The organism is Amaricoccus macauensis (assembly GCF_049800915.1).
In the GTDB taxonomy this organism is placed as follows: Bacteria; Pseudomonadota; Alphaproteobacteria; order Rhodobacterales; family Rhodobacteraceae; genus Amaricoccus; species Amaricoccus macauensis_A.
This window is the reverse complement of record NZ_JBNAFY010000003.1, coordinates 73700-91031: the sequence shown is the minus strand read 5'-3', so window position 1 is coordinate 91031 and position 17332 is coordinate 73700. Positions and strand designations below refer to the sequence as shown.

15 protein-coding genes and 1 tRNA gene are annotated in these 17332 nt (G+C 62.3%); 8 read left to right on the top strand and 8 right to left on the bottom strand.

Features of this window, described 5'->3' with window-relative positions; genetic code table 11:
* The first annotated feature begins 179 nt into the window (after positions 1–179).
* Both ACP15W_RS08170 and ACP15W_RS08165 read left to right on the top strand, forming a co-directional pair.
* Positions 180–1928 (top strand): sugar phosphorylase, encoded by a 1749-nt coding sequence (locus ACP15W_RS08170; protein ID WP_424932380.1) that lies wholly within the window; start codon positions 180–182, stop codon positions 1926–1928.
* Between the two features lie 112 nt (positions 1929–2040).
* Positions 2041–2117, top strand: a tRNA-Met gene (locus tag ACP15W_RS08165).
* A gap of 178 nt (positions 2118–2295) precedes the next feature.
* Here ACP15W_RS08165 and ACP15W_RS08160 read toward each other — a convergent pair.
* The 6 genes from ACP15W_RS08160 to ACP15W_RS08135 are packed head-to-tail and all read right to left on the bottom strand — an operon-like array spanning position 2296 to position 8740.
* A complete protein-coding gene (locus ACP15W_RS08160; protein WP_424932379.1) occupies positions 2296–3381 on the bottom strand; it encodes an ABC transporter ATP-binding protein in 1086 nt (361 codons plus the stop codon).
* 5 nt (positions 3382–3386) lie between these two features.
* Positions 3387–4382, bottom strand: coding sequence for a levansucrase (locus ACP15W_RS08155; protein ID WP_424932378.1), 996 nt, complete (start codon positions 4380–4382; stop codon positions 3387–3389).
* Positions 4383–4393: 11 nt separating this feature from the next.
* Positions 4394–5275 (bottom strand): carbohydrate ABC transporter permease, encoded by an 882-nt coding sequence (locus tag ACP15W_RS08150; RefSeq protein ID WP_424932377.1) that lies wholly within the window; start codon positions 5273–5275, stop codon positions 4394–4396.
* Complete coding sequence (locus tag ACP15W_RS08145; protein WP_424932376.1) at positions 5275–6345, bottom strand: carbohydrate ABC transporter permease; 1071 nt, start codon at positions 6343–6345, stop codon at positions 5275–5277. The genes ACP15W_RS08150 and ACP15W_RS08145 overlap by 1 nt, the downstream gene beginning before the upstream one ends.
* A gap of 50 nt (positions 6346–6395) precedes the next feature.
* Positions 6396–7664: an ABC transporter substrate-binding protein gene (locus ACP15W_RS08140; protein ID WP_424932375.1), complete on the bottom strand. Its 1269-nt coding sequence runs from the start codon at positions 7662–7664 to the stop codon at positions 6396–6398.
* 26 nt (positions 7665–7690) lie between these two features.
* Entirely contained in the window at positions 7691–8740 is a 1050-nt protein-coding gene (locus tag ACP15W_RS08135) for a LacI family DNA-binding transcriptional regulator (RefSeq protein ID WP_424932374.1), read from the bottom strand.
* Positions 8741–9168: 428 nt separating this feature from the next.
* Between ACP15W_RS08135 and ACP15W_RS08130 the strand changes: the two genes are divergently transcribed.
* The 3 genes from ACP15W_RS08130 (at position 9169) to ACP15W_RS08120 (ending at position 11043) form a co-directional block, all read left to right on the top strand.
* Entirely contained in the window at positions 9169–10023 is an 855-nt protein-coding gene (locus ACP15W_RS08130; protein ID WP_424932373.1) for an alpha/beta fold hydrolase, read from the top strand.
* 151 nt (positions 10024–10174) lie between these two features.
* A complete protein-coding gene (locus ACP15W_RS08125) occupies positions 10175–10531 on the top strand; it encodes an ArsR/SmtB family transcription factor (RefSeq protein ID WP_424932372.1) in 357 nt (118 codons plus the stop codon).
* On the top strand, positions 10528–11043 hold the full coding sequence (locus tag ACP15W_RS08120; protein ID WP_424932371.1) for an SRPBCC domain-containing protein: 516 nt from the start codon (positions 10528–10530) through the stop codon (positions 11041–11043). Before ACP15W_RS08125 ends, ACP15W_RS08120 begins: the two co-directional genes overlap by 4 nt.
* 80 nt (positions 11044–11123) lie before the next feature.
* On the opposite strand, the gene ACP15W_RS08115 is transcribed toward ACP15W_RS08120, so the two are convergent.
* Both ACP15W_RS08115 and ACP15W_RS08110 read right to left on the bottom strand, forming a co-directional pair.
* Entirely contained in the window at positions 11124–12470 is a 1347-nt protein-coding gene (locus ACP15W_RS08115) for a GH1 family beta-glucosidase (RefSeq protein WP_424932370.1), read from the bottom strand.
* Between the two features lie 4 nt (positions 12471–12474).
* A complete protein-coding gene (locus ACP15W_RS08110; RefSeq protein WP_424932369.1) occupies positions 12475–13500 on the bottom strand; it encodes a substrate-binding domain-containing protein in 1026 nt (341 codons plus the stop codon).
* 209 nt (positions 13501–13709) lie between these two features.
* Here ACP15W_RS08110 and ACP15W_RS08105 point away from each other — a divergent pair, with 209 nt between their 5' ends.
* From ACP15W_RS08105 to ACP15W_RS08095, 3 genes are all read left to right on the top strand, one after another.
* Entirely contained in the window at positions 13710–15065 is a 1356-nt protein-coding gene (locus ACP15W_RS08105; RefSeq protein WP_424932368.1) for an ABC transporter substrate-binding protein, read from the top strand.
* A gap of 87 nt (positions 15066–15152) precedes the next feature.
* Entirely contained in the window at positions 15153–16133 is a 981-nt protein-coding gene (locus ACP15W_RS08100) for a carbohydrate ABC transporter permease (RefSeq protein ID WP_424932367.1), read from the top strand.
* A 5-nt stretch (positions 16134–16138) separates the two neighbouring features.
* Positions 16139–17299, top strand: a complete 1161-nt coding sequence (locus ACP15W_RS08095; RefSeq protein ID WP_424932366.1) for a carbohydrate ABC transporter permease — start codon at positions 16139–16141, stop codon at positions 17297–17299.
* The last annotated feature ends 33 nt before the right edge of the window (positions 17300–17332 follow it).

Here is a 17332-nt window from a genome sequence, read left to right as displayed (position 1 = left end):
CCATCCTTCCATTGGACATTCCCGCCACTGAACAGTTTTTGACCCGCGACTGCCCACAGAGTGCACTGAACGCAGCAAACCGGGTGCGTCTTCACAAATCTTAAATGCTCGCCTTGCCAAGCGCGGCAACAGGGGAAAGGATGTGAGGCAATTATGATGCAGCTTGCGAGTTCCCCAAAGTGGCCTCAATCAATTCGTCACTTCGGCTGAAAGTTTCAACGCTTCTGGCTTCGATCTATCCGGACAAGGATCCTGCGGAACTGACTGCGGCTGTTGTCGAGGCTTTTTGGCCTGAGGAGACCAAGCCGCGCAGCCGTGCGCGACCGCCGGGCGGCTCGCTCTGGTCAGAGCGCGACGCGCTGGTCATCACTTACGGCAATTCTATCGTGGATGGTTCGCATAAGCCGCTGGATCTGTTGCGCCATTTCCTCGAGACGTATCTAAAGGGCGCGGTGAACGCGGTCCATATCCTCCCCTTCTTTCCCTTTACCTCCGATGACGGTTTTGCGGTGACAGATTACCGCGCGGTCAACGGCAGCTTGGGGAGTTGGTCGGACATCAGCCGGATCGCCGAAGAATTCAAGCTGATGTCGGATCTCGTGCTGAACCACGTCTCGAGCCAGAGCGTATGGTTCAATGAGTATCTCCAGGGTCACGAACCCTTCGACAAGTTCTTCTTCGAGGCCGATCCGCAGGAAGACCTCTCGAGCGTCGTGCGTCCGCGCACAAGTCCGCTCCTACGCGAAGTGCAGACGGCGAACGGTCCGCGACATGTGTGGTGTACGTTCAGCCATGATCAGGTCGATCTCGATTTCAGCAACCCCGAGGTTCTGCTCGAATTTCTACGCGTCATGCGGCTTCACATCGACCAGGGCGTTCGGATCATCCGCCTCGATGCGGTCGCTTTCATCTGGAAGGAGATCGGCAGTTCCTGCATCCACCTGCCGCAGACCCATGCCATCGTCAGGCTGATGCGAGTGCTCTTCGACTATGCGGTAGAGCCGATGGTGCTGCTTACCGAGACAAACGTGCCCAATGCCGAGAATCTCTCCTATTTCGGCAATCGCAACGAAGCGCACGCGATCTACAATTTCTCGCTGCCGCCGCTGATTCTGCATGCCCTTCTGTCCGGAACCGCAAAGCATCTCAACGAATGGCAGATGGGAATGCCGCCAGCCCAGTTGGGCTGTGCCTATCTCAACTTCTCCGCCTCTCATGACGGGATCGGCGTGCGTGGGGCCGAAGGGCTTCTGAGCGATGAGGAGCTTGCGGATGTGATCGGCGCGGTTCGGTCGTTCGGGGGGCTTGTGAGCATGCGGGCCATGCCCGACGGGGGGCAGAAACCCTATGAGCTCAACGTGACCTTTTTCGACGCCATGAAAGGCACGCTCAAGGGCGAGGACGAATATCAGATCGCGCGATTCCTGAGCAGCCAGACCATCGTGATGGCGCTCGAGGGTATTCCGGCATTCTATATCCACTCCCTGCTCGCGACACGCAACGATCTCGAGGGGGTGGAGCGGACGGGAGCGAACCGGGCCATCAACCGGCATCGCTGGGAGTATTCCGCACTTCAAGCCCAACTCAACGATCCGGGGACCGTTCACGCCCAGGTGCTTGCGGAGATGAAGAGACGGCTCGCCATTCGTTGCAAGCAGCCGGCATTTCACCCGAACGCGACCCAGTTCACCATGCACCTGGGCGAGCAGATCTTCGGGTTCTGGCGCCAGAGCAGGGAGCGGGACCAGTCGATCTTTGCGCTTCACAATGTCACGAACGAAACGGTCGAGATCCCGGTTGTGGCGATCAACCTGATCTCCGGCGAGAAGTGGATCGATCTGCTTTCGGGCGAGGCGTTTCATGCGGCAAATGGCGTCGTCACGTTCGCGCCCTACCAGTGTCGCTGGATCTCCAACCGCGGACGCTAGGCGGTTGGCGCGCTCGCTGATCGCTAGAGTGATTTTTTGCGCAAGCGCTCCATTTTGGAGACAGAAGCGGCCTTGACGGCCATCAGCCGCCTGCGTATAGACCGCCCTCGTTGGCGGAGTAGCTCAGGTGGTTAGAGCAGCGGAATCATAATCCGCGTGTCGGGGGTTCAAGTCCCTCCTCCGCTACCAACGAAATCAATGACATGGTTGGACCCGGCAAAGGGATTTGGCGCTACTTCCTCGAGTGGCGCAAAGGTGCTTGCGGTGTGATGACGCGTGAGCGTGCAAACGCACGCCCATGCTCCGCCGGAGACCGCGCACATGAAGCGGGCCCAGGCGCTTCGCCGGTCAATCGACCGGGGACGGGTCAGTGTGGAGCCGCCGACTCGTCGCCCGGTGCGAAAAGATGTGCGCGGGCGGGATCAAAACGGAGGCTGATGGCCTCTCCCGGATCGAACACCTTGTCCTCGTCGAAGGTCGCGATGAATTTCGTGCCGTCCTTCAGCGTCAGATCGACAACAGTTTCCGTGCCCAGCCGCTCTGACAGGTTAACGGTGCCGTGCAGCATTCCCTGGCCCGGCTCCGTCGCCGAGACATGCTGCGGTCGGATGCCAAGAACCGCCCGCGGTTGTCCGGTGATGCGGCCCTTGTGTTCCACCGCGATCGGCTCCAGTGCCGCATTGGCCACCTTGGCCTCAGTTGCGTCCTTCCCATCAACAGATACATCGAGGAAGTTCATGGACGGCGCACCGAGGAATCCCGCGACGAAGCGGTTGGCTGGCTCGTGGAAAAGCTCCATCGGCGGGCCCGCCTGCATCACCTTGCCGTCCTTCAACACGACGATCTTGTCGGCCAAGGTCATGGCTTCGACCTGGTCGTGGGTGACGTAGATCATCGTGGCATCCAGCTGCTTGTGGAGCTTGCCGATCTCCATCCGCATGTCCATCCGCAAGGCAGCGTCCAGGTTGGACAGCGGCTCGTCGAACAGGAACACTTCCGGTTTGCGCACGATGGCGCGGCCGATGGCGACACGCTGCCGCTGGCCGCCGGAGAGCTGGCTCGGACGTCGGTCGAGCAGATGTTCCATCTGCAGGATGCGCGCGGCCTCAGCCACCTTTTCCTCCTTCTCCTGTTTCGATGCACCCGCGATCGTGAGGCCGAAGGCCACGTTCTCGCGCACCGTCATGTGCGGGAAGATCGCGTATGACTGGAACACCATCGCAATGCCGCGGTCCTTGGGTGGCAGGTCGTTGACCACCCGCCCGCCGATTTCCAATGTTCCCGCGGTAATGTCCTCGAGCCCGGAGATCATGCGAAGAAGCGTGGATTTCCCGCAGCCCGAGGGGCCAACGAATACAGTGAATTCTCCGTCGGCGATTTCCAGATCGACGCCTTTTATGACGTGGGCCGAACCATAGCTCTTGCGAACATCCTTGAGTTTCAGCGTTGCCATTGTCTCTACTCCGCAGCTTCCAGAGGCCGCTCCACGCGGAGGTAGCCGTTCTCGTCCATGGTGACGGGGGCGGGGTCCAGGACGTAGCCACCGAAGACCCCGTCTGGCGCATGGTCGTTGAAGCCGAGGATCACAAGACTCTCGCCGGTGTCGACGATCCGCGCCGCGTAGCGGTAGCAGGGCAGGGCGCCGTCAAGGAATGGTCCGGGTGCGATCTTCCATGGACCGCGCGGGCTTTCCCCGATCAGATAGTGGTTGCCTGTCACGGGGCCGGAGGGTGCTTCCTCGGCCTGCGCCTTCGAGAAGTGCTCGGCGGCGGTGCAGAAGAGGCAGAACCAGCGTCCTTCGTGCTCGAAGACCTGTGGCACTTCCAACTGCCCGAAACCTCCGATGAAGACCGGCGGTTGCAGGGTCCAGTTCCGCAGATCGGGCGAGGTCGCGAAACCGATGGCTCCGCCGGCATTGGGCTCTTCGATGCCTGGGGCGCGGGCGGTGAAATACATCAACCAGCCGTCGCCGTCCGGGTCGCGCATCACCCATGGGTCGCGCATGGCGCGGTCGTGCCAGAAGCCCACCATATGATCGGCCTCGTAGTGCGCCGCATTCGGTCCGGTCAGGTCTAGACAGAGCCCGTCGCCGACGCGTTCCCAGTTGTGCATGTCGGTGGAAGTGGCATGACCGATCCGCTGGTAGAGCCCTTCCTGGGCCTTGGACGTGCCGGTGTAGAACAGGTGCCAGAGACCGGCGTCGTCCCGAACGACCGACCCGGTCCAGGTGGTGAAATTGTCCCAGGCTTTCGTCTGCGCGGGTTCAAAGCAGGTGCCCTTATGCTCCCAGTTGACCAGATCCTCACTCGTGGCATGGCCCTGCTTGACATTGAAGTGGCGAAGTTCCGGGTTGATCAGGCTCTTGGGGGCTTTCAGGAAATACCCGTGCCAACGCTCGCCGTCATGGGCATACCAACTGTCCCAGATCCAGTCGTTCTCGAGTGCAATAACCATGTGTTTCGTCCTTAGCCCTTCACGCCGGTCGATGCGATCGACGAGATGAAGGCGCGTTGCATGACAAGATAGAAGCCGATGACCGGCACGGAGATCAGCGTGAGGTAGGCCATGACCTCGCCCCAGGCGATCTGCAGCTGGAAGAAGTAGCCCAAGCCCACCATGACGGGGCGATGGGCCTCGTCCTGAACCACGATCAGCGGCCAGAGGTATTGTTCGTTGTACATCTTCAGCGATTTCAGGATGGCCGCGGTTGCCAGAACCGGACCCGAAAGGGGCATGACGATCCTGCGGTAGATCGTGAACCAGCTCGCGCCTTCGACACGGGCGGCTTCGATGAGTTCGCGCGGCAGGTCCTTGAAGAATTGCACGAAGAGAAAGATCGTCAGCGCATCCACGATCCAAGGGATGACCTGCACCCTGTAGGTGTTCAGCCAGCCCCATTCCAGACCTTCCCAGCCGATCCAGGGGAGTTTCGACACGAAGAGCAGAAGCGGCACCGCGATGGTCTCGAACGGGATGATGAGGGTGGCGACGATGACGCTCAACAGGATGTTGCGGCCGGTCCACTCCAGAAAGACGAAGGAGAAGGCCGCCAGCGAGCAGAGCAGTATCGAAAGCAACACGGTGACGATGGTGATGCCCACCGAATTCATCATGAAGAGCCCGATGGGGGCGCGTTCGAACGCCTTGTAATAGTTATCGAGGCTGATGTCGCCCACCGGCAGGAAGGCGCGGATGCTCGACGTGTCGGCCAGGAGTTGCTGGTCAGGCTTGAGGCTTGAGACCACCATGAAGACCAGTGGGAAGAGGAAGATCAACGCCACGAGCGATAGCGTCGCATAGCGCGCCGCAAGCCTGAGGCCGCGATTGTCGGAAGTGACGAGGGCCATTATTTGCGCTCCCGGGTCAGATACCCCTGCAGGGCCGAGATCATCAGGACCATGAGGAACAGGATGACCGAGATGGTCGCACCTCCCGAGATGTCCTGCTTGCCGTAGCCGCGTTCGACGGTCTGGAAGACCAGCGTCTGCGTTGAATCGAGCGGGCCGCCGTTGGTCATCACGTCGATCTGGGCGAAAACCGCGAAGGACTGCATTGTGATGACGATTAGCACGAGGATCGCGGTGTTCCTGAGCCCCGGCCATGTCACGTAGCGAAAGGTCTGCCATTTGCTGGCGCCCTCAATGGCAGCTGCCTCGTAGAGCGTGGGCGAGATCGACTGTAGCCCGGCGAGCCAGATCACCATGTGAAAGCCCATGCCCTGCCAGGCTGACATGCCGATGATCGCACCCAGCGCGGTGTCCGTCCGGCCCAGCCAATCGATCGGCTCGAATGCGCCAAAGGTCAGGCCTGCAAGGATGTTGTTAAGAAGACCGTCATCGCCCGAGTAGATGAACCGCCAGAGCAGCGATATCACCACGATGGAGATGACGACCGGCATGAAGTAGATCGTCCTGTAGGCATTGATGCCGCGCAGTTTCTGGTTGATCAGCAAGGCCAGCAGCAGCGCACCACCGCCCTGCACGGGCACGATGAAAAGCGCGAAGGCCAGCGTGTTTACCAGGGCCTTCATGAACACGACATCCGACGCGATCACCACCTTGGCAGTGTCCCCCCAGTGCCAGCGAAACCATTCGCGCATCCCGCGATACTGTGGAAAATCGTCGGAGCGGGTGATGCTGCGGACGCGCGGATACTTCAAGGCGCCATCCTTATCCCGGATCACCTCGCCAGCCGCGTCGCGCTCCGGCTCCAGCGTGATGACGGATACGCTCAGAAGCTCGGTGTAGTTCTTCAAGCCGATGAATTCGGTCGGATTGGGCGAGACAAGGCGCTGGTTCGTCAGCGAAAGCCAGAAGGCGAAGAAGAACGGCACGATGATGAACAGAAAGAGGAGCGAGAAGCCCGGAAGCGCAAAAAGCCACCCGGCACGGTTCGACCGTGTCAGCTTGATAGACATGACAGTCCCTCGGGGTCTGGTGGGGACCGCGCCGCGGCCCCCGCGTGAGTTCAGTGACCGTAGCCCTGGTTGGCCTCGATATCGTCGTCGATCTCGTCAACCGCGGCATCGAGTGCATCTGCCACGTCCGCGCCGTTGGCGATGTCGGACAAGGCCTTCTCGAAGACCGTTGCGGCGACCACATAGCCCGGGCTCACGGGGCGAACGAGCGCCTGCTGTTCCGAGAGGTCGAAGAATACCGCCAACGGGCCGCCTTCGGCATAGCTCTCCGTCATTTCAGCCGCTTCCCTGGACGCAGGGATCAGGCCGATGCCGTCGGAGAATGCCGCGAGGTATTTGTCCTGAAGCGCGTGCTCCGCGAAGGCGGCCGCACCCTCGGGGTTCTCGCACGCACTGGACACGCCGAACTGCCAGGATGCCGCGCCGATGATCGGGCCGTTGCCGAAATCGGGAGCGGGCAGGAAGAGCACGTCGTCCGGGTTTTCGACGTTCGCCAGCGTGTTGGCTGCGGCCCAGTTGCCATTCCACGAGAACGCGTATTTGCCTTCGATGAAACCGGAATCGCGGTCTGCCGGGTCCTGGCTGGTGCCGGGAGCATAGCCCTCTTCGAAGAGCGACTGCCACCATTCGCCGAATTCGATGGCCGCGTCGCCGTTCAGCATGCCGTCGGCAGTGTCATAGGTCGAGCGATCCACAATGTCGCCGCCAAAGCTCTGAAGGAAGGGCGAGAAGGCATAGGGATACCATTCGCCGGTCCAGGCGGTGCCGAGGTCCAGTGGGTAGTCGTAATTGCCCGTGTCCTTGGCGGCGTCGAGCGCGGCCATGAACTCTTCCTTGTTCCAGGGGTCATCCAGCGTCGGCTTGCGCAGGCCCAATTCGTCCAATGTGGATTGGCGGGCATAGAGCGCCACGGCTGCGTCCCAGAGGCCGACCGAGTAGATCTCGTCATTCCAGCGGCCGATCGTGGCGTCCAGGTGGCCTTCGATGGCGTCTTCACTGATCGGCAGCGGCTGGAGGTATCCGGCCCAGGCCCAATTCGGCATTACGGGGCCGTCGACGTCGAGGATGCAGGGCAGGTTGTTCGCCAGCGCCGCAGCGACCACGGAGTCGTTGTAGCTCTCCTGCGGGAAGCTTTCGACGCTGACTGCCCAGTCATCCTGCGCGGCGTTGAAATCCTCGATGATGCCATTGAGGATGCGGCTTTCCACCTCGTTGCCGGCGCCGTGATACCACAGCGACAGTTCGGTCTGGGCACTGGCCATGCCGGCCAGGGCTGTGGTGGCGGCCAATGCGCCAAGGGTTCGTTTCGTCCATTTCATGGTTCTCTCCTCCCGTTTGATAAGTGTCAGGTCTTGTCGAGCGCCGTCACCGATGATCGCCAGACCACCGGTCCCTGCACGAGCAGGGGGCTGGGGGTTGCAGGGGGGGTGCCCCCGATCAATTCCAGAAGCCATTCAGCGGACCGTTGCCCCATTTCGACATAGGGCAGCTCGACGGTCGTGAGATGAGGATGCAGCATTTCGGCGATGCCGCGGTGGTTGTCGTAGCCGGCGACAGAAATGTCTTCAGGCACGCGAAGGCCCCGGCTGCGGAGCAGGCCATAGACCCGCATCGCCATCTCGTCATTGCCGCAGCAGATCACGCTTGGAGGCTGGTCGAGCGCGAGCAGTTGCTCCAGCGCCTTGGTCAGTGTTTCACCCTGCATTTCGAGGCCGATGGCGTGACCCGCTGCGACAAGCGCGGGGTCATGCGGGATTTTGGCCTGTGACAGCGCGGACTTGTAGCCTTCGAGACGCAGCCGGCCCGCGGACATGGCCTGATCGAGCGTCAGGAAGCCGATCCGCCGATGCCCGGCTTCGATCAGCCGCGAAACCAGAGCCGCCTGGCCGGTGGTGTCATCCGGCAGAACGCAGTTCGTGCCTTGGCTGTCGTAGCAGTTTGTCAGCAGAACCGGGCAATTCGCGCCGCCGAGATCCAGATCCACCTCCCGGTGATGGTCGGCGACATAGATGAGCCCCTCGACCCTGTGCTGTGCAAAGGTCGCGGCCAGCATCGGCACGGTGGAAGAAGAGCCACCCGTATCGGCGATCATCAGGATCTTGCCGCGCGCGGACATCTCGCGCTGGATTGCCTGAACGATCAGCATGTCGGGCAGGCCGCCGGGTTCGTTTCCATGCGGTGAGGTGGAAATTGCGCCTGTTATCAGACCGATAAGCCCAGACCGGGATGAGCGCATCATGCGCGCGGCCTGGGACGGGACATAGCCGAGTTGCGCGATCGCGTCCGAAACCTTCGAGCGGGTCTTCTCGTTGACCGGTGCATCGCCATTGAGGACGCGCGAGACGGTCTTCGGCGATACGCCGGCCTTTTTCGCGACATCGTAGATGGTCGGCACGCTCCCGCTCCTTGCAAAATTATCATGACATCGGTGTCATGACATCGGTGTCATGCACGCATGAAGGCGATTCTGTCAACGGGTTTATCGATCTCGGCCCGCTTCGTGGCCCTCGTTCCGGGCTCGCGAAGGCGGAGTTTGTCGGGTGCTGATGGTGGGATATGTCGCCTGGTCAGGACCGTGTCTCAAGGTGTCGAAGCGGCAGGAATCCGGTGTGAAAAACGATATGACTTCGATATGCTTTTCGTAGTGTTTTCATGCATATAAAAATTTGCGTTCTGTTAAGGATTGCGGCTCTCGCGGAGCCCTCCGGCGATGCCGCACACTCCGCATTCAGGTTCCCGTGAGGACGGGGCAGGCGCGGGAACGAACCCGGGCGTGGCGGATTGAATGCGTGAACACTGGTATCCACAAAGAGAGGTCACGCCATGCAGAGCCATAGCATCACCGTCGATGGGATCGACATGCGGTGGGAAGAAACCGGAGCGGGTGATCCCCTCATCCTGATCCACGGCATCCCGACCTGTCCGGCGCTCTGGCGCGAGGTCGCGCCGCGCATCGAGGGCCGTCGAGTCCTCGCCTGGGAAATGCCCGGCTATGGCGCATCTATCCCCGAGGGCGTGGACCGCGACATTTCGATCGAAGCGCAAGCCGAGTACCTCGCGGCCTGGATGCGAAGCCTGGGCATCGAGCGCGCGATCGTCGCCGCCCATGACCTCGGCGGGGGCGTGGCGCAGATCGTGGCCGTGCGACACCCGGAGATGGTCGCCGGTCTGCTGCTGACGAACGCGATCTGCTACGATTCGTGGCCTGTGCCACTCGTGGATGTGGTAGCGAAAACCGGCTCCATCGCGAAGCACGCCCCCGACGGGGCCTTCCACCAGCTTCTGAAACTGATGTTCTCGAAGGGCCATGAAACGGAAGAAGCCGCCAAAGCGGCATTTGACGCACACGGCCCGCATTATGCCCGCCACGGCGAGGCCGAGGCCTTCGTGCGGCAGGCGCAGTCGCTCAACGTGGAAGACACCAAGGCCATCGCCTATCAACTGCCAAAGCTTGGCATTCCGGCCCGCATCGTCTGGGGTGAGGCTGATGACTTCCAGAAGATCGAGTATGGCGAACGTCTGGCCTCGGACCTTGGCGCACCGCTGCGCCGGATCGAAGGTGGGCTGCATTTCACGCCAGAGGATCACCCGCAGATCATTGCCGACGAGATCAACGCGCTGATCCGGACCGTCGAGACGGACCGGGCCAAGGCCATTCCAGCAGAAAGCGCCGTCTGAGGCGGAATACAGATCGTTCTAGAGACCGAAGCGAAATCCCGGAGACAGGGTTTCCTGGATTTCGCCCTGTCGCCCATCTCCAAGGCGAAAGGTTCGCCGGGCGCTCTGGCTGAAGCTTGACGGCCGATCCAATATGTAATTATGTAATTACATGTTTACCGAATCTGAAATGGACCGGGTTTTCTCCGCGCTTTCCCATACGTCCCGGAGGGCAATGCTTGACCTCATTCTGGAAAGGCCAGGGCTCCGCGTCGGAGAGCTTGCGGCGAATTTCGATGTCACCCGCATCGCGGTGATGAACCACCTGAAGATTCTGGAAGAAGCCCGATTGGTGATCAGCGAGAAGGATGGCCGTTCGCGGCGTCTCTACATGAACGCGCTACCGATCCAGGCGATATACGAGCGCTGGACGGACACCTTTTCCGCTCACTGGCTGGACCGGATGAGCTTCATCAAGTCCGTGGCGGAGGCCGCGGCGCAGACAGCCGAGAGAGGGTCTGACGAATGAACTCCGGAACAACAAACATCAACCGCACCCTGATCAAAGCCCCGAAAGAGACCGTGTGGAACACGCTGGTCAAGACCGACGAGGCGTTGCCGTTCTTTTTCGGGTCGATATGCGAAACCGCGGGCGGAATGCGTGAGGGCGCCACCTTTCGCATGGTCAGCGCCAATCGGAGGGTTGCGATGGTGGTGGGCGAGGTGCTCCGCTTCGAGCCGCCGGATGTCTATTCCCACACGTTCACGATGACGAATATCGAAGAGCCGCCGGTGACGGTCACCTACACGCTGACCGAGAAGGAGGGCGGCACGGAGTTCGAGCTGCGCATCGACAATCTGGTTCCGGGTAGCAAGCTCGCCAAGGAGATGATCTCCTCTCAAGGTTTCATTGCCAACAATCTCAAGACGATTTGTGAAACCGGCAGCCCCGCCTTCTCCGGGCGCATGGTCGGACTGCTCGGGCCGATCTTCACCCGGTTCTCGAAAAAATCCCAGGCGGTCGAGAACTGGCCGCTCTGACGTGACCGGAGCGGCGGGCGAGGCGCTGTGTCCTCTTCGTCCCGCCGCTCGGCTGCCACGTGATCGAGGGGCGTTTTCTGTTACTCCGCCGGGGCGGGTTCGCGGAGCGCGGCGCGCAGGGCATGCCAGCTTGCCTTCGGGGTGCGCTTCTGGGTATCGAAATCCACATGAACGATGCCGAAGCGCTTGTCATAGCCGAAGGCCCATTCGTAATTGTCGAGCAGCGACCACACGAAATAGCCGCGCAGGTCGACGCCGTCGTCGATGGCTGCTCGCGCGGCGGCAAAATGGCTGTCGAGATAGGCGATACGGGTCTGGTCATCTTCCGGTGCGGAATCGGCCATGCCGTTCTCCGTGACATAGATCGGCAGATTGCCGTCGCTGAGCGCCGAGAGACGCTTGAGGAAGAAGGCGAGGCCGTCGGGGGCGATTTCCCAGTCCATGTCGGTCTTGGGCAGGGGGCCGGGAACGCTGGTTAGCGCAGGCCAGGGCTGGTCCGGATCGGGGGCGACGCGGTTGCAGGTGTAGTAGTTGACGCCCAGCCAGTCGAGCGGCCGGCCGATCAGGTCCATGTCGTCCTCCCAGCCCGCGGGCAGATGCGGCGCGAGGCCTTCGAGGACGATCTCGGGGTAGCGGCGGTGCAGGAGTGCCTCGATGAACCATCGGTTGTAGATGCCGTCGTAGCGTGCGGCGGCAAGTGCTGCTCCATCGCTCTCGTCCGCCGGGCGCGCGTGTTCGAAATTGAGCACGATGCCGAGGTTCTCGAGCCCCATGGCGCGCATCACCTCCATCGAGCGACCATGGGCGAGGAGCACGTGATGCATGGCGCGCGCCGCGGCCCGGATGTCGCGCAGGCCCGGCGCGTGATGGCCAAGGAAGTGGCTGAGCCAGGCGACGCACCAGGGTTCGTTGAGCGTGGCGGTGCCTTTCAGCCGATCGCCGACGCGGCCCATGATGATCTGCGTGTATTCCGCGAACCAGTCGGCCACGTCGCGATTGCGCCAGCCGCCGAGATCCGAAAGGGCGGCGGGCATGTCCCAGTGATAGAGCGTGGCCCAGGGTTCGAGCCCGCGTTCGAGGATGCCGTCCACCAGCCGGTCGTAGTAGTCGAGCCCTTCCCGGTTGGGCTGGCCGCGGCCCTCGGGCAGCACGCGTGCCCAGGACATCGAGAAGCGGTAGGCATCGAGGCCCGCGTCGCGCACGAGGTCGAGATCCTCCTCCCAGCGGTGGTAGTGATCGCAGGCAACGGAGCCATCCTCGGCACCGGCGGTGTTGCCCGGTGTCTGCGCGAAGGTGTCCCAGTGGCAGGGGCCGGCACCGCCGAAGGAGGACCCCTCGATCTGGTAGGCGGCGGTGGCTGCGCCGAAGCGGAAGCCCTTGGGGAAATTGCTGCGGGCGAAGGCGAAGCGGCTGGTGTCGCTGGTCATGAAACTACCTGTTGGGGACGGGGCCGGTGGAGCGCCCGATGGTGAGATCGACTTCCCAGAGCTCGGTTCTGGGTGGAAGGCCGGGAGACTTGATGAGGTCGATCAGCATTTGAGCGGCGCGTTTGCCGGCGGCCCGGACCGAAGACCTCGTGGCGGTGAAGAGCGGGACGTCGCCGCTGTTGGGCAGGAAGGAGAGGTCGTCGTCATGGGTGATGATCGAGACCTCGCGGCCGAGCTGGAGCCCGGCCTCGCGCACCGCGCGCAGGACGCCGTAGGCAGAGAGGATCGAGGAGGTGAGAAAGGCGGTGGGCGGCGCTTCGCGCTCGAGGAACTTCCGGGCCTCCTCGTAGCCGAAGGGTTCGGTCATCTCGTCCTGGCGCATGAGGTCGGGGTCGATGGGGAGGCCCGCCTCGATAAGCGCCTCCTCGTATCCGAGCCTGCGGCGCGCGGCGAAGGCCAGCGCCTCCTGCCCGTTGATGAGCACGATGCGGCGGTGACCCATGTGGATGAGAAGCTCGGTGGCGCGGCGGAAGGCGCGACGGTTGTTGATGTCGATCCAGGAGTAGCCTTCATCGGCGTCGCCGGTGCGTCCGTGGAAGATGAACGGCAGGCCGAGATCGGCGAGAATCTCGAGCCGGGGATCGTTGACGCGCGGGGCGGAGACAAGGAGCCCGTCCACTTTCCGCTCGGAGGCCATGGCGCGGTAGGAGGCAACCTCGTCCACTTCCGGCACGATCGAGAGCACCGAGTCGTACCCTGCCGCGGAGTAGACCTCGCCGGCGCCGGCGAGGAAATCCGCGAAGACCGGGTTGATCATCTGGTGCTCCGCCAGGGGGATCACGAGGCCGATGGAATGGGTCCGGCCTGTGGCGAGGCGACGGGCGTAATTGTTTGGCGCGTATCCATAATCGCTTGCCGCCTTGGCCACGCGGGCGCGGGTCAGTTCGCTCACCTCCGGATAGCCGTTGAGCGCGCGACTGACGGTTGTCGTCGACAGGCCCAGTATTTGCGACAGCTCCCGGAGGTTCATGGATCAGGCGGCCTTCAAAGCGCTTTGGATAGCTTGCGACCATAATACGCCTTTCGCGAATTTGGTAGGAAGTTTTTTCGCGGAGTTGGGCGCAATGCTTGACAGTTCAGGGTCGCAAGAGCATGGTGTCGTGAATCAAAGCGGTTTGGCAATTGTGTCGACCGACTGTAATGCGGGCCTCTTAACGGCCGCTGACAGAGGGGGAATGCATGAGCGTGTTTCGGTATGCGGGGGCGGCAGCACTCGCATCTATCGCCGTATCTGCCGGGGCCCAGGATCTGGTCTTCGCACCCGGCGAGGATGACCGGTTCAACTGGGGGAGCTACGAGGAGTTTGCCTCCGCCAATGACCTGAGCGGGCAGACATTGTCGATCTCGGGCCCCTGGACCGGGCTCGACGATCAGCTGTTCTCGTCGGTGCTGGCCTATTTCGAGGAAGCGACCGGCGCGACGGTCAACTACTCCGGGTCGGACAGCTTCGAGCAGGATATCGTCATCAGCGCGCAGGCGGGCTCCGCACCGAATATCGCCGTCTTCCCGCAGCCGGGTCTGGCCGCGGACATGGCGGGCCGCGGTTTCGTGGCGCCGCTGGACGAGGAAACGGCGCAGTGGGTCGTCGACAACTACGCCGCCGGTGAATCCTTTGCCGATCTCGCCACCTTCGCCGGACCCGAAGGCGAAGAGGCGATGTATGGCCTCTTCTATAAGCTCGATGTGAAATCGCTCGTCTGGTACGTGCCGGAGCAGTTCGAGGAAATGGGCTACGAGATCCCCGAGACGATGGAGGATCTCAAGGCGCTCACGGAGCAGATCGTCGAGGATGGCGGCACGCCCTGGTGCGTGGGGCTCGGATCGGGGGCCGCAACCGGATGGCCGGCGACGGACTGGGTCGAGGACCTGATGCTGCGCAACAACCCGCCGGAGGTCTACGACCAGTGGGTGGCCAACGAAATCCCCTTCGATGATCCGGCGGTGCTGACGGCACTCGAGGATTACGGCTGGTTCGTGCGCAATGACGATTTCGTCCAGGGCGGCTCGGCTGCTGCGGCGACGACCGACTTCCGCGACAGCCCGAGCGGTCTCTTCAACTTCCCGCCCGATTGCTACCTGCATCGGCAGGCCTCCTTCATCCCGACCTTCTTCCCGGAAGGCACGGAAGTCGGCATGGACGTGGATTTCTTCTACTTCCCGGCCTACGAGGAAAAGGATCTCGGCACCCCAGTTCTGGGTGCGGGCACGCTCTTCTCCATCACCAACGACAGCGATGCGGCACGGGCCTTCATCGAGTTCCTCAAGACGCCGATCGCGCATGAGGTCTGGATGGCGCAGAGCGGGTTCCTCACGTCCTACTCTGAGGTGAATCCCGATGCCTATGGCAGCGACTCGCTGCGGGCGATGGGCGAGATCCTGACCAACGCCACCACGCTTCGCTTCGACGCCTCGGACCTGATGCCGGGCGAGATCGGTGCGGGCGCCTTCTGGACCGGCATGGTCGACTACACCACCGGTGCCGATGCGGAGACGGTCGGGGCTGCGATCCAGGATCGCTGGGACGCGCTGAAGTAAGCCTTCCTGCACGATTGAAAAGCCGGGCTGCCGCAATTCCATGGCGCGGCGGCCCGGTCGAACTGGCACGGATTTGGAGGCTTCCAGATGAACCCGTTAGTGCAAGGCATGGTCACCATCCTGATCGGTGTCGTGGGCTGCATCGGCTATTTCTACGCCTCCAACATGGTGCTGGACCGGGTGATCTTCCCGGCGAAGGGCAAGAACATCGCGCGCAACATCAACCGCGCGAACATGGTCCGGCCCTGGCTCTTCCTTTTTCCGGCGATCTTCGCGCTCGGGCTCTATCTCGCCTATCCGGTGGTCGGCTCCTTCTACCGCTCGCTCTTCAACCGGGCGGGCACAGATTTCATCGGGATGGGCAACTACATCGCGCTCTACGAGGATCCGAGTTTCCGCCGCGCGGTGTTCAACAACATGCTCTGGGTCCTGTTCGTGCCGGCGGGCGCGACCTTCATGGGGCTGGTCGCGGCGCAGCTCACCGACCGGCTGAGCTGGGGCAATATCGCGAAGTCGCTGATCTTCATGCCGATGGCGATCTCCTTCGTGGGCGCCTCGCTGATCTGGAAGTTCGTCTACGCCAACAATCCCGATATCGGCATCCTGAACGCGATCCGCGCACTTCTGGGGGCGGAACGCCCGGTGGATGTGCTGCAGATCCCGTTCTGGAACAACTTCTTCCTGATGGTGATCCTGATCTGGATCCAGACCGGTTTCGCCATGGTGATCCTCTCGGCCGCTCTCAGGGGCATTCCGGAGGAGACCGTGGAGGCGGCGGTTCTCGATGGCGCGAGCCCGTTCCAGATCTTCTTCAAGATCAAGGTGCCGCAGATCATGGGCACGATCGTGGTGGTCTGGACGACGATCACCATCCTGGTCCTGAAGGTCTTCGACATCGTCTACACCATGACCGGGGGCAATTTCGACACGCAGATCCTGCCCAGTTACATGATGTCCTACATGTTCCGCGATGACGGCCGGGCGACGGCCACGGCCTTTGTCATCATGATCATCGTTCTGCCGGTGATGATCTGGAACATCGTTCAGGCCCGCAAGGAAATGAGGTAACGACGATGGCCAAGACCGAAAGACCCATCGGCGAGAAGGCCGGGCTCGTCTGGGCGGTGCAGATCTCCGTCGTGGTGCTGGTGATCCTGTGGCTGGTGCCGACTGTCGGGCTTTTCGTCTCCTCCTTCCGGGAGCGCGACCAGATCTCGGCTTCGGGCTGGTGGAGCACGCCGTTCGCGGTCGAGCAGACCTTCCGGGCGCGAGCCTCGGGCGATCCCGGCCAGCAGGACGGCACTTGGGTGATCGAGGGGAATGTCTTCGCCGACCCGGAGAACGCGGAGGCCTTCCCCGACGGCACCGGCACGGTCGGGGCGTTCGGCACGCGGGGCGTGGAGCCGGGAGCCTATGACGCAGGCGAGGTCGCGGATCTCGGCGATGGCGAGACCTTGGTGGTCAACGAGGACGGCTCCTACCGGTTCACATCCCAGGAGGAGCCGGGCGGGCGCGGCCAGCGGATCTATTTCGAGGCGCTGACACCACCCGAGTTCACGTTGAACAACTACCGGACCGTGCTGACCGCCGACAACATGGACAAGGCCTTCATCAACACGCTGACGGTGGCGATCCCGGCGACGGTCATTCCGATCCTGATCGCGGCTTTTGCGGCCTATGCGCTCGCCTGGATGCAGTTTCCGGGGCGCGGGGTTCTGATCGCGGCAGTAGTCGGGCTTCTGGTGGTGCCGCTGCAATTGGCGCTGGTTCCGCTCCTGAATTTTCACAACTCCATCGGGATCGGGCAGAGCTTTCTCGGCATCTGGCTTGCCCATACCGGCTTCGGGTTGCCGCTCGCGGTCTATCTGTTGCGCAACTACATGGCCGGATTGCCGCGCGACATCATCGAGAGCGCGAAGGTCGACGGGGCGACGGATTTCGAGGTCTTCGTGAAGATCGTGTTGCCGCTGTCCTTCCCGGCACTGGCCTCCTTCGCGATCTTCCAGTTCCTCTGGACCTGGAATGACCTGCTGGTGGCCAAGGTCTTCCTGCCGAGCAACTCGGAGAGCCAGGTCATGACGGTGAAGATCGCCGATGACCTGCTCGGTTCGCGCGGCGGCGACTGGGGCATTCTCGCGACCGCGGCCTTTGTCTCGATCTCGGTGCCGCTGGCGGTGTTCTTCCTGCTCCAGCGCTATCTCGTGCGGGGCTTGCTCGCGGGGTCGGTCAAGTGATGGCTCGGATGCGAAACACGAATTCCGGCGGCG

Coding starts and splice junctions, on each gene's coding strand:
- ACP15W_RS08160 (WP_424932379.1), bottom strand. CDS start 3,381: ATGGCAACGCTGAAACTCAAGGATGTTCGCAAGAGCTATGGTTCGGCC.
- ACP15W_RS08155 (WP_424932378.1), bottom strand. CDS start 4,382: ATGGTTATTGCACTCGAGAACGACTGGATCTGGGACAGTTGGTATGCC.
- ACP15W_RS08105 (WP_424932368.1), top strand. CDS start 13,710: ATGAGCGTGTTTCGGTATGCGGGGGCGGCAGCACTCGCATCTATCGCC.
- ACP15W_RS08110 (WP_424932369.1), bottom strand. CDS start 13,500: ATGAACCTCCGGGAGCTGTCGCAAATACTGGGCCTGTCGACGACAACC.
- ACP15W_RS08150 (WP_424932377.1), bottom strand. CDS start 5,275: ATGGCCCTCGTCACTTCCGACAATCGCGGCCTCAGGCTTGCGGCGCGC.
- ACP15W_RS08140 (WP_424932375.1), bottom strand. CDS start 7,664: ATGAAATGGACGAAACGAACCCTTGGCGCATTGGCCGCCACCACAGCC.
- ACP15W_RS08100 (WP_424932367.1), top strand. CDS start 15,153: ATGAACCCGTTAGTGCAAGGCATGGTCACCATCCTGATCGGTGTCGTG.
- ACP15W_RS08145 (WP_424932376.1), bottom strand. CDS start 6,345: ATGTCTATCAAGCTGACACGGTCGAACCGTGCCGGGTGGCTTTTTGCG.
- ACP15W_RS08125 (WP_424932372.1), top strand. CDS start 10,175: ATGTTTACCGAATCTGAAATGGACCGGGTTTTCTCCGCGCTTTCCCAT.
- ACP15W_RS08130 (WP_424932373.1), top strand. CDS start 9,169: ATGCAGAGCCATAGCATCACCGTCGATGGGATCGACATGCGGTGGGAA.
- ACP15W_RS08120 (WP_424932371.1), top strand. CDS start 10,528: ATGAACTCCGGAACAACAAACATCAACCGCACCCTGATCAAAGCCCCG.
- ACP15W_RS08115 (WP_424932370.1), bottom strand. CDS start 12,470: ATGACCAGCGACACCAGCCGCTTCGCCTTCGCCCGCAGCAATTTCCCC.
- ACP15W_RS08095 (WP_424932366.1), top strand. CDS start 16,139: ATGGCCAAGACCGAAAGACCCATCGGCGAGAAGGCCGGGCTCGTCTGG.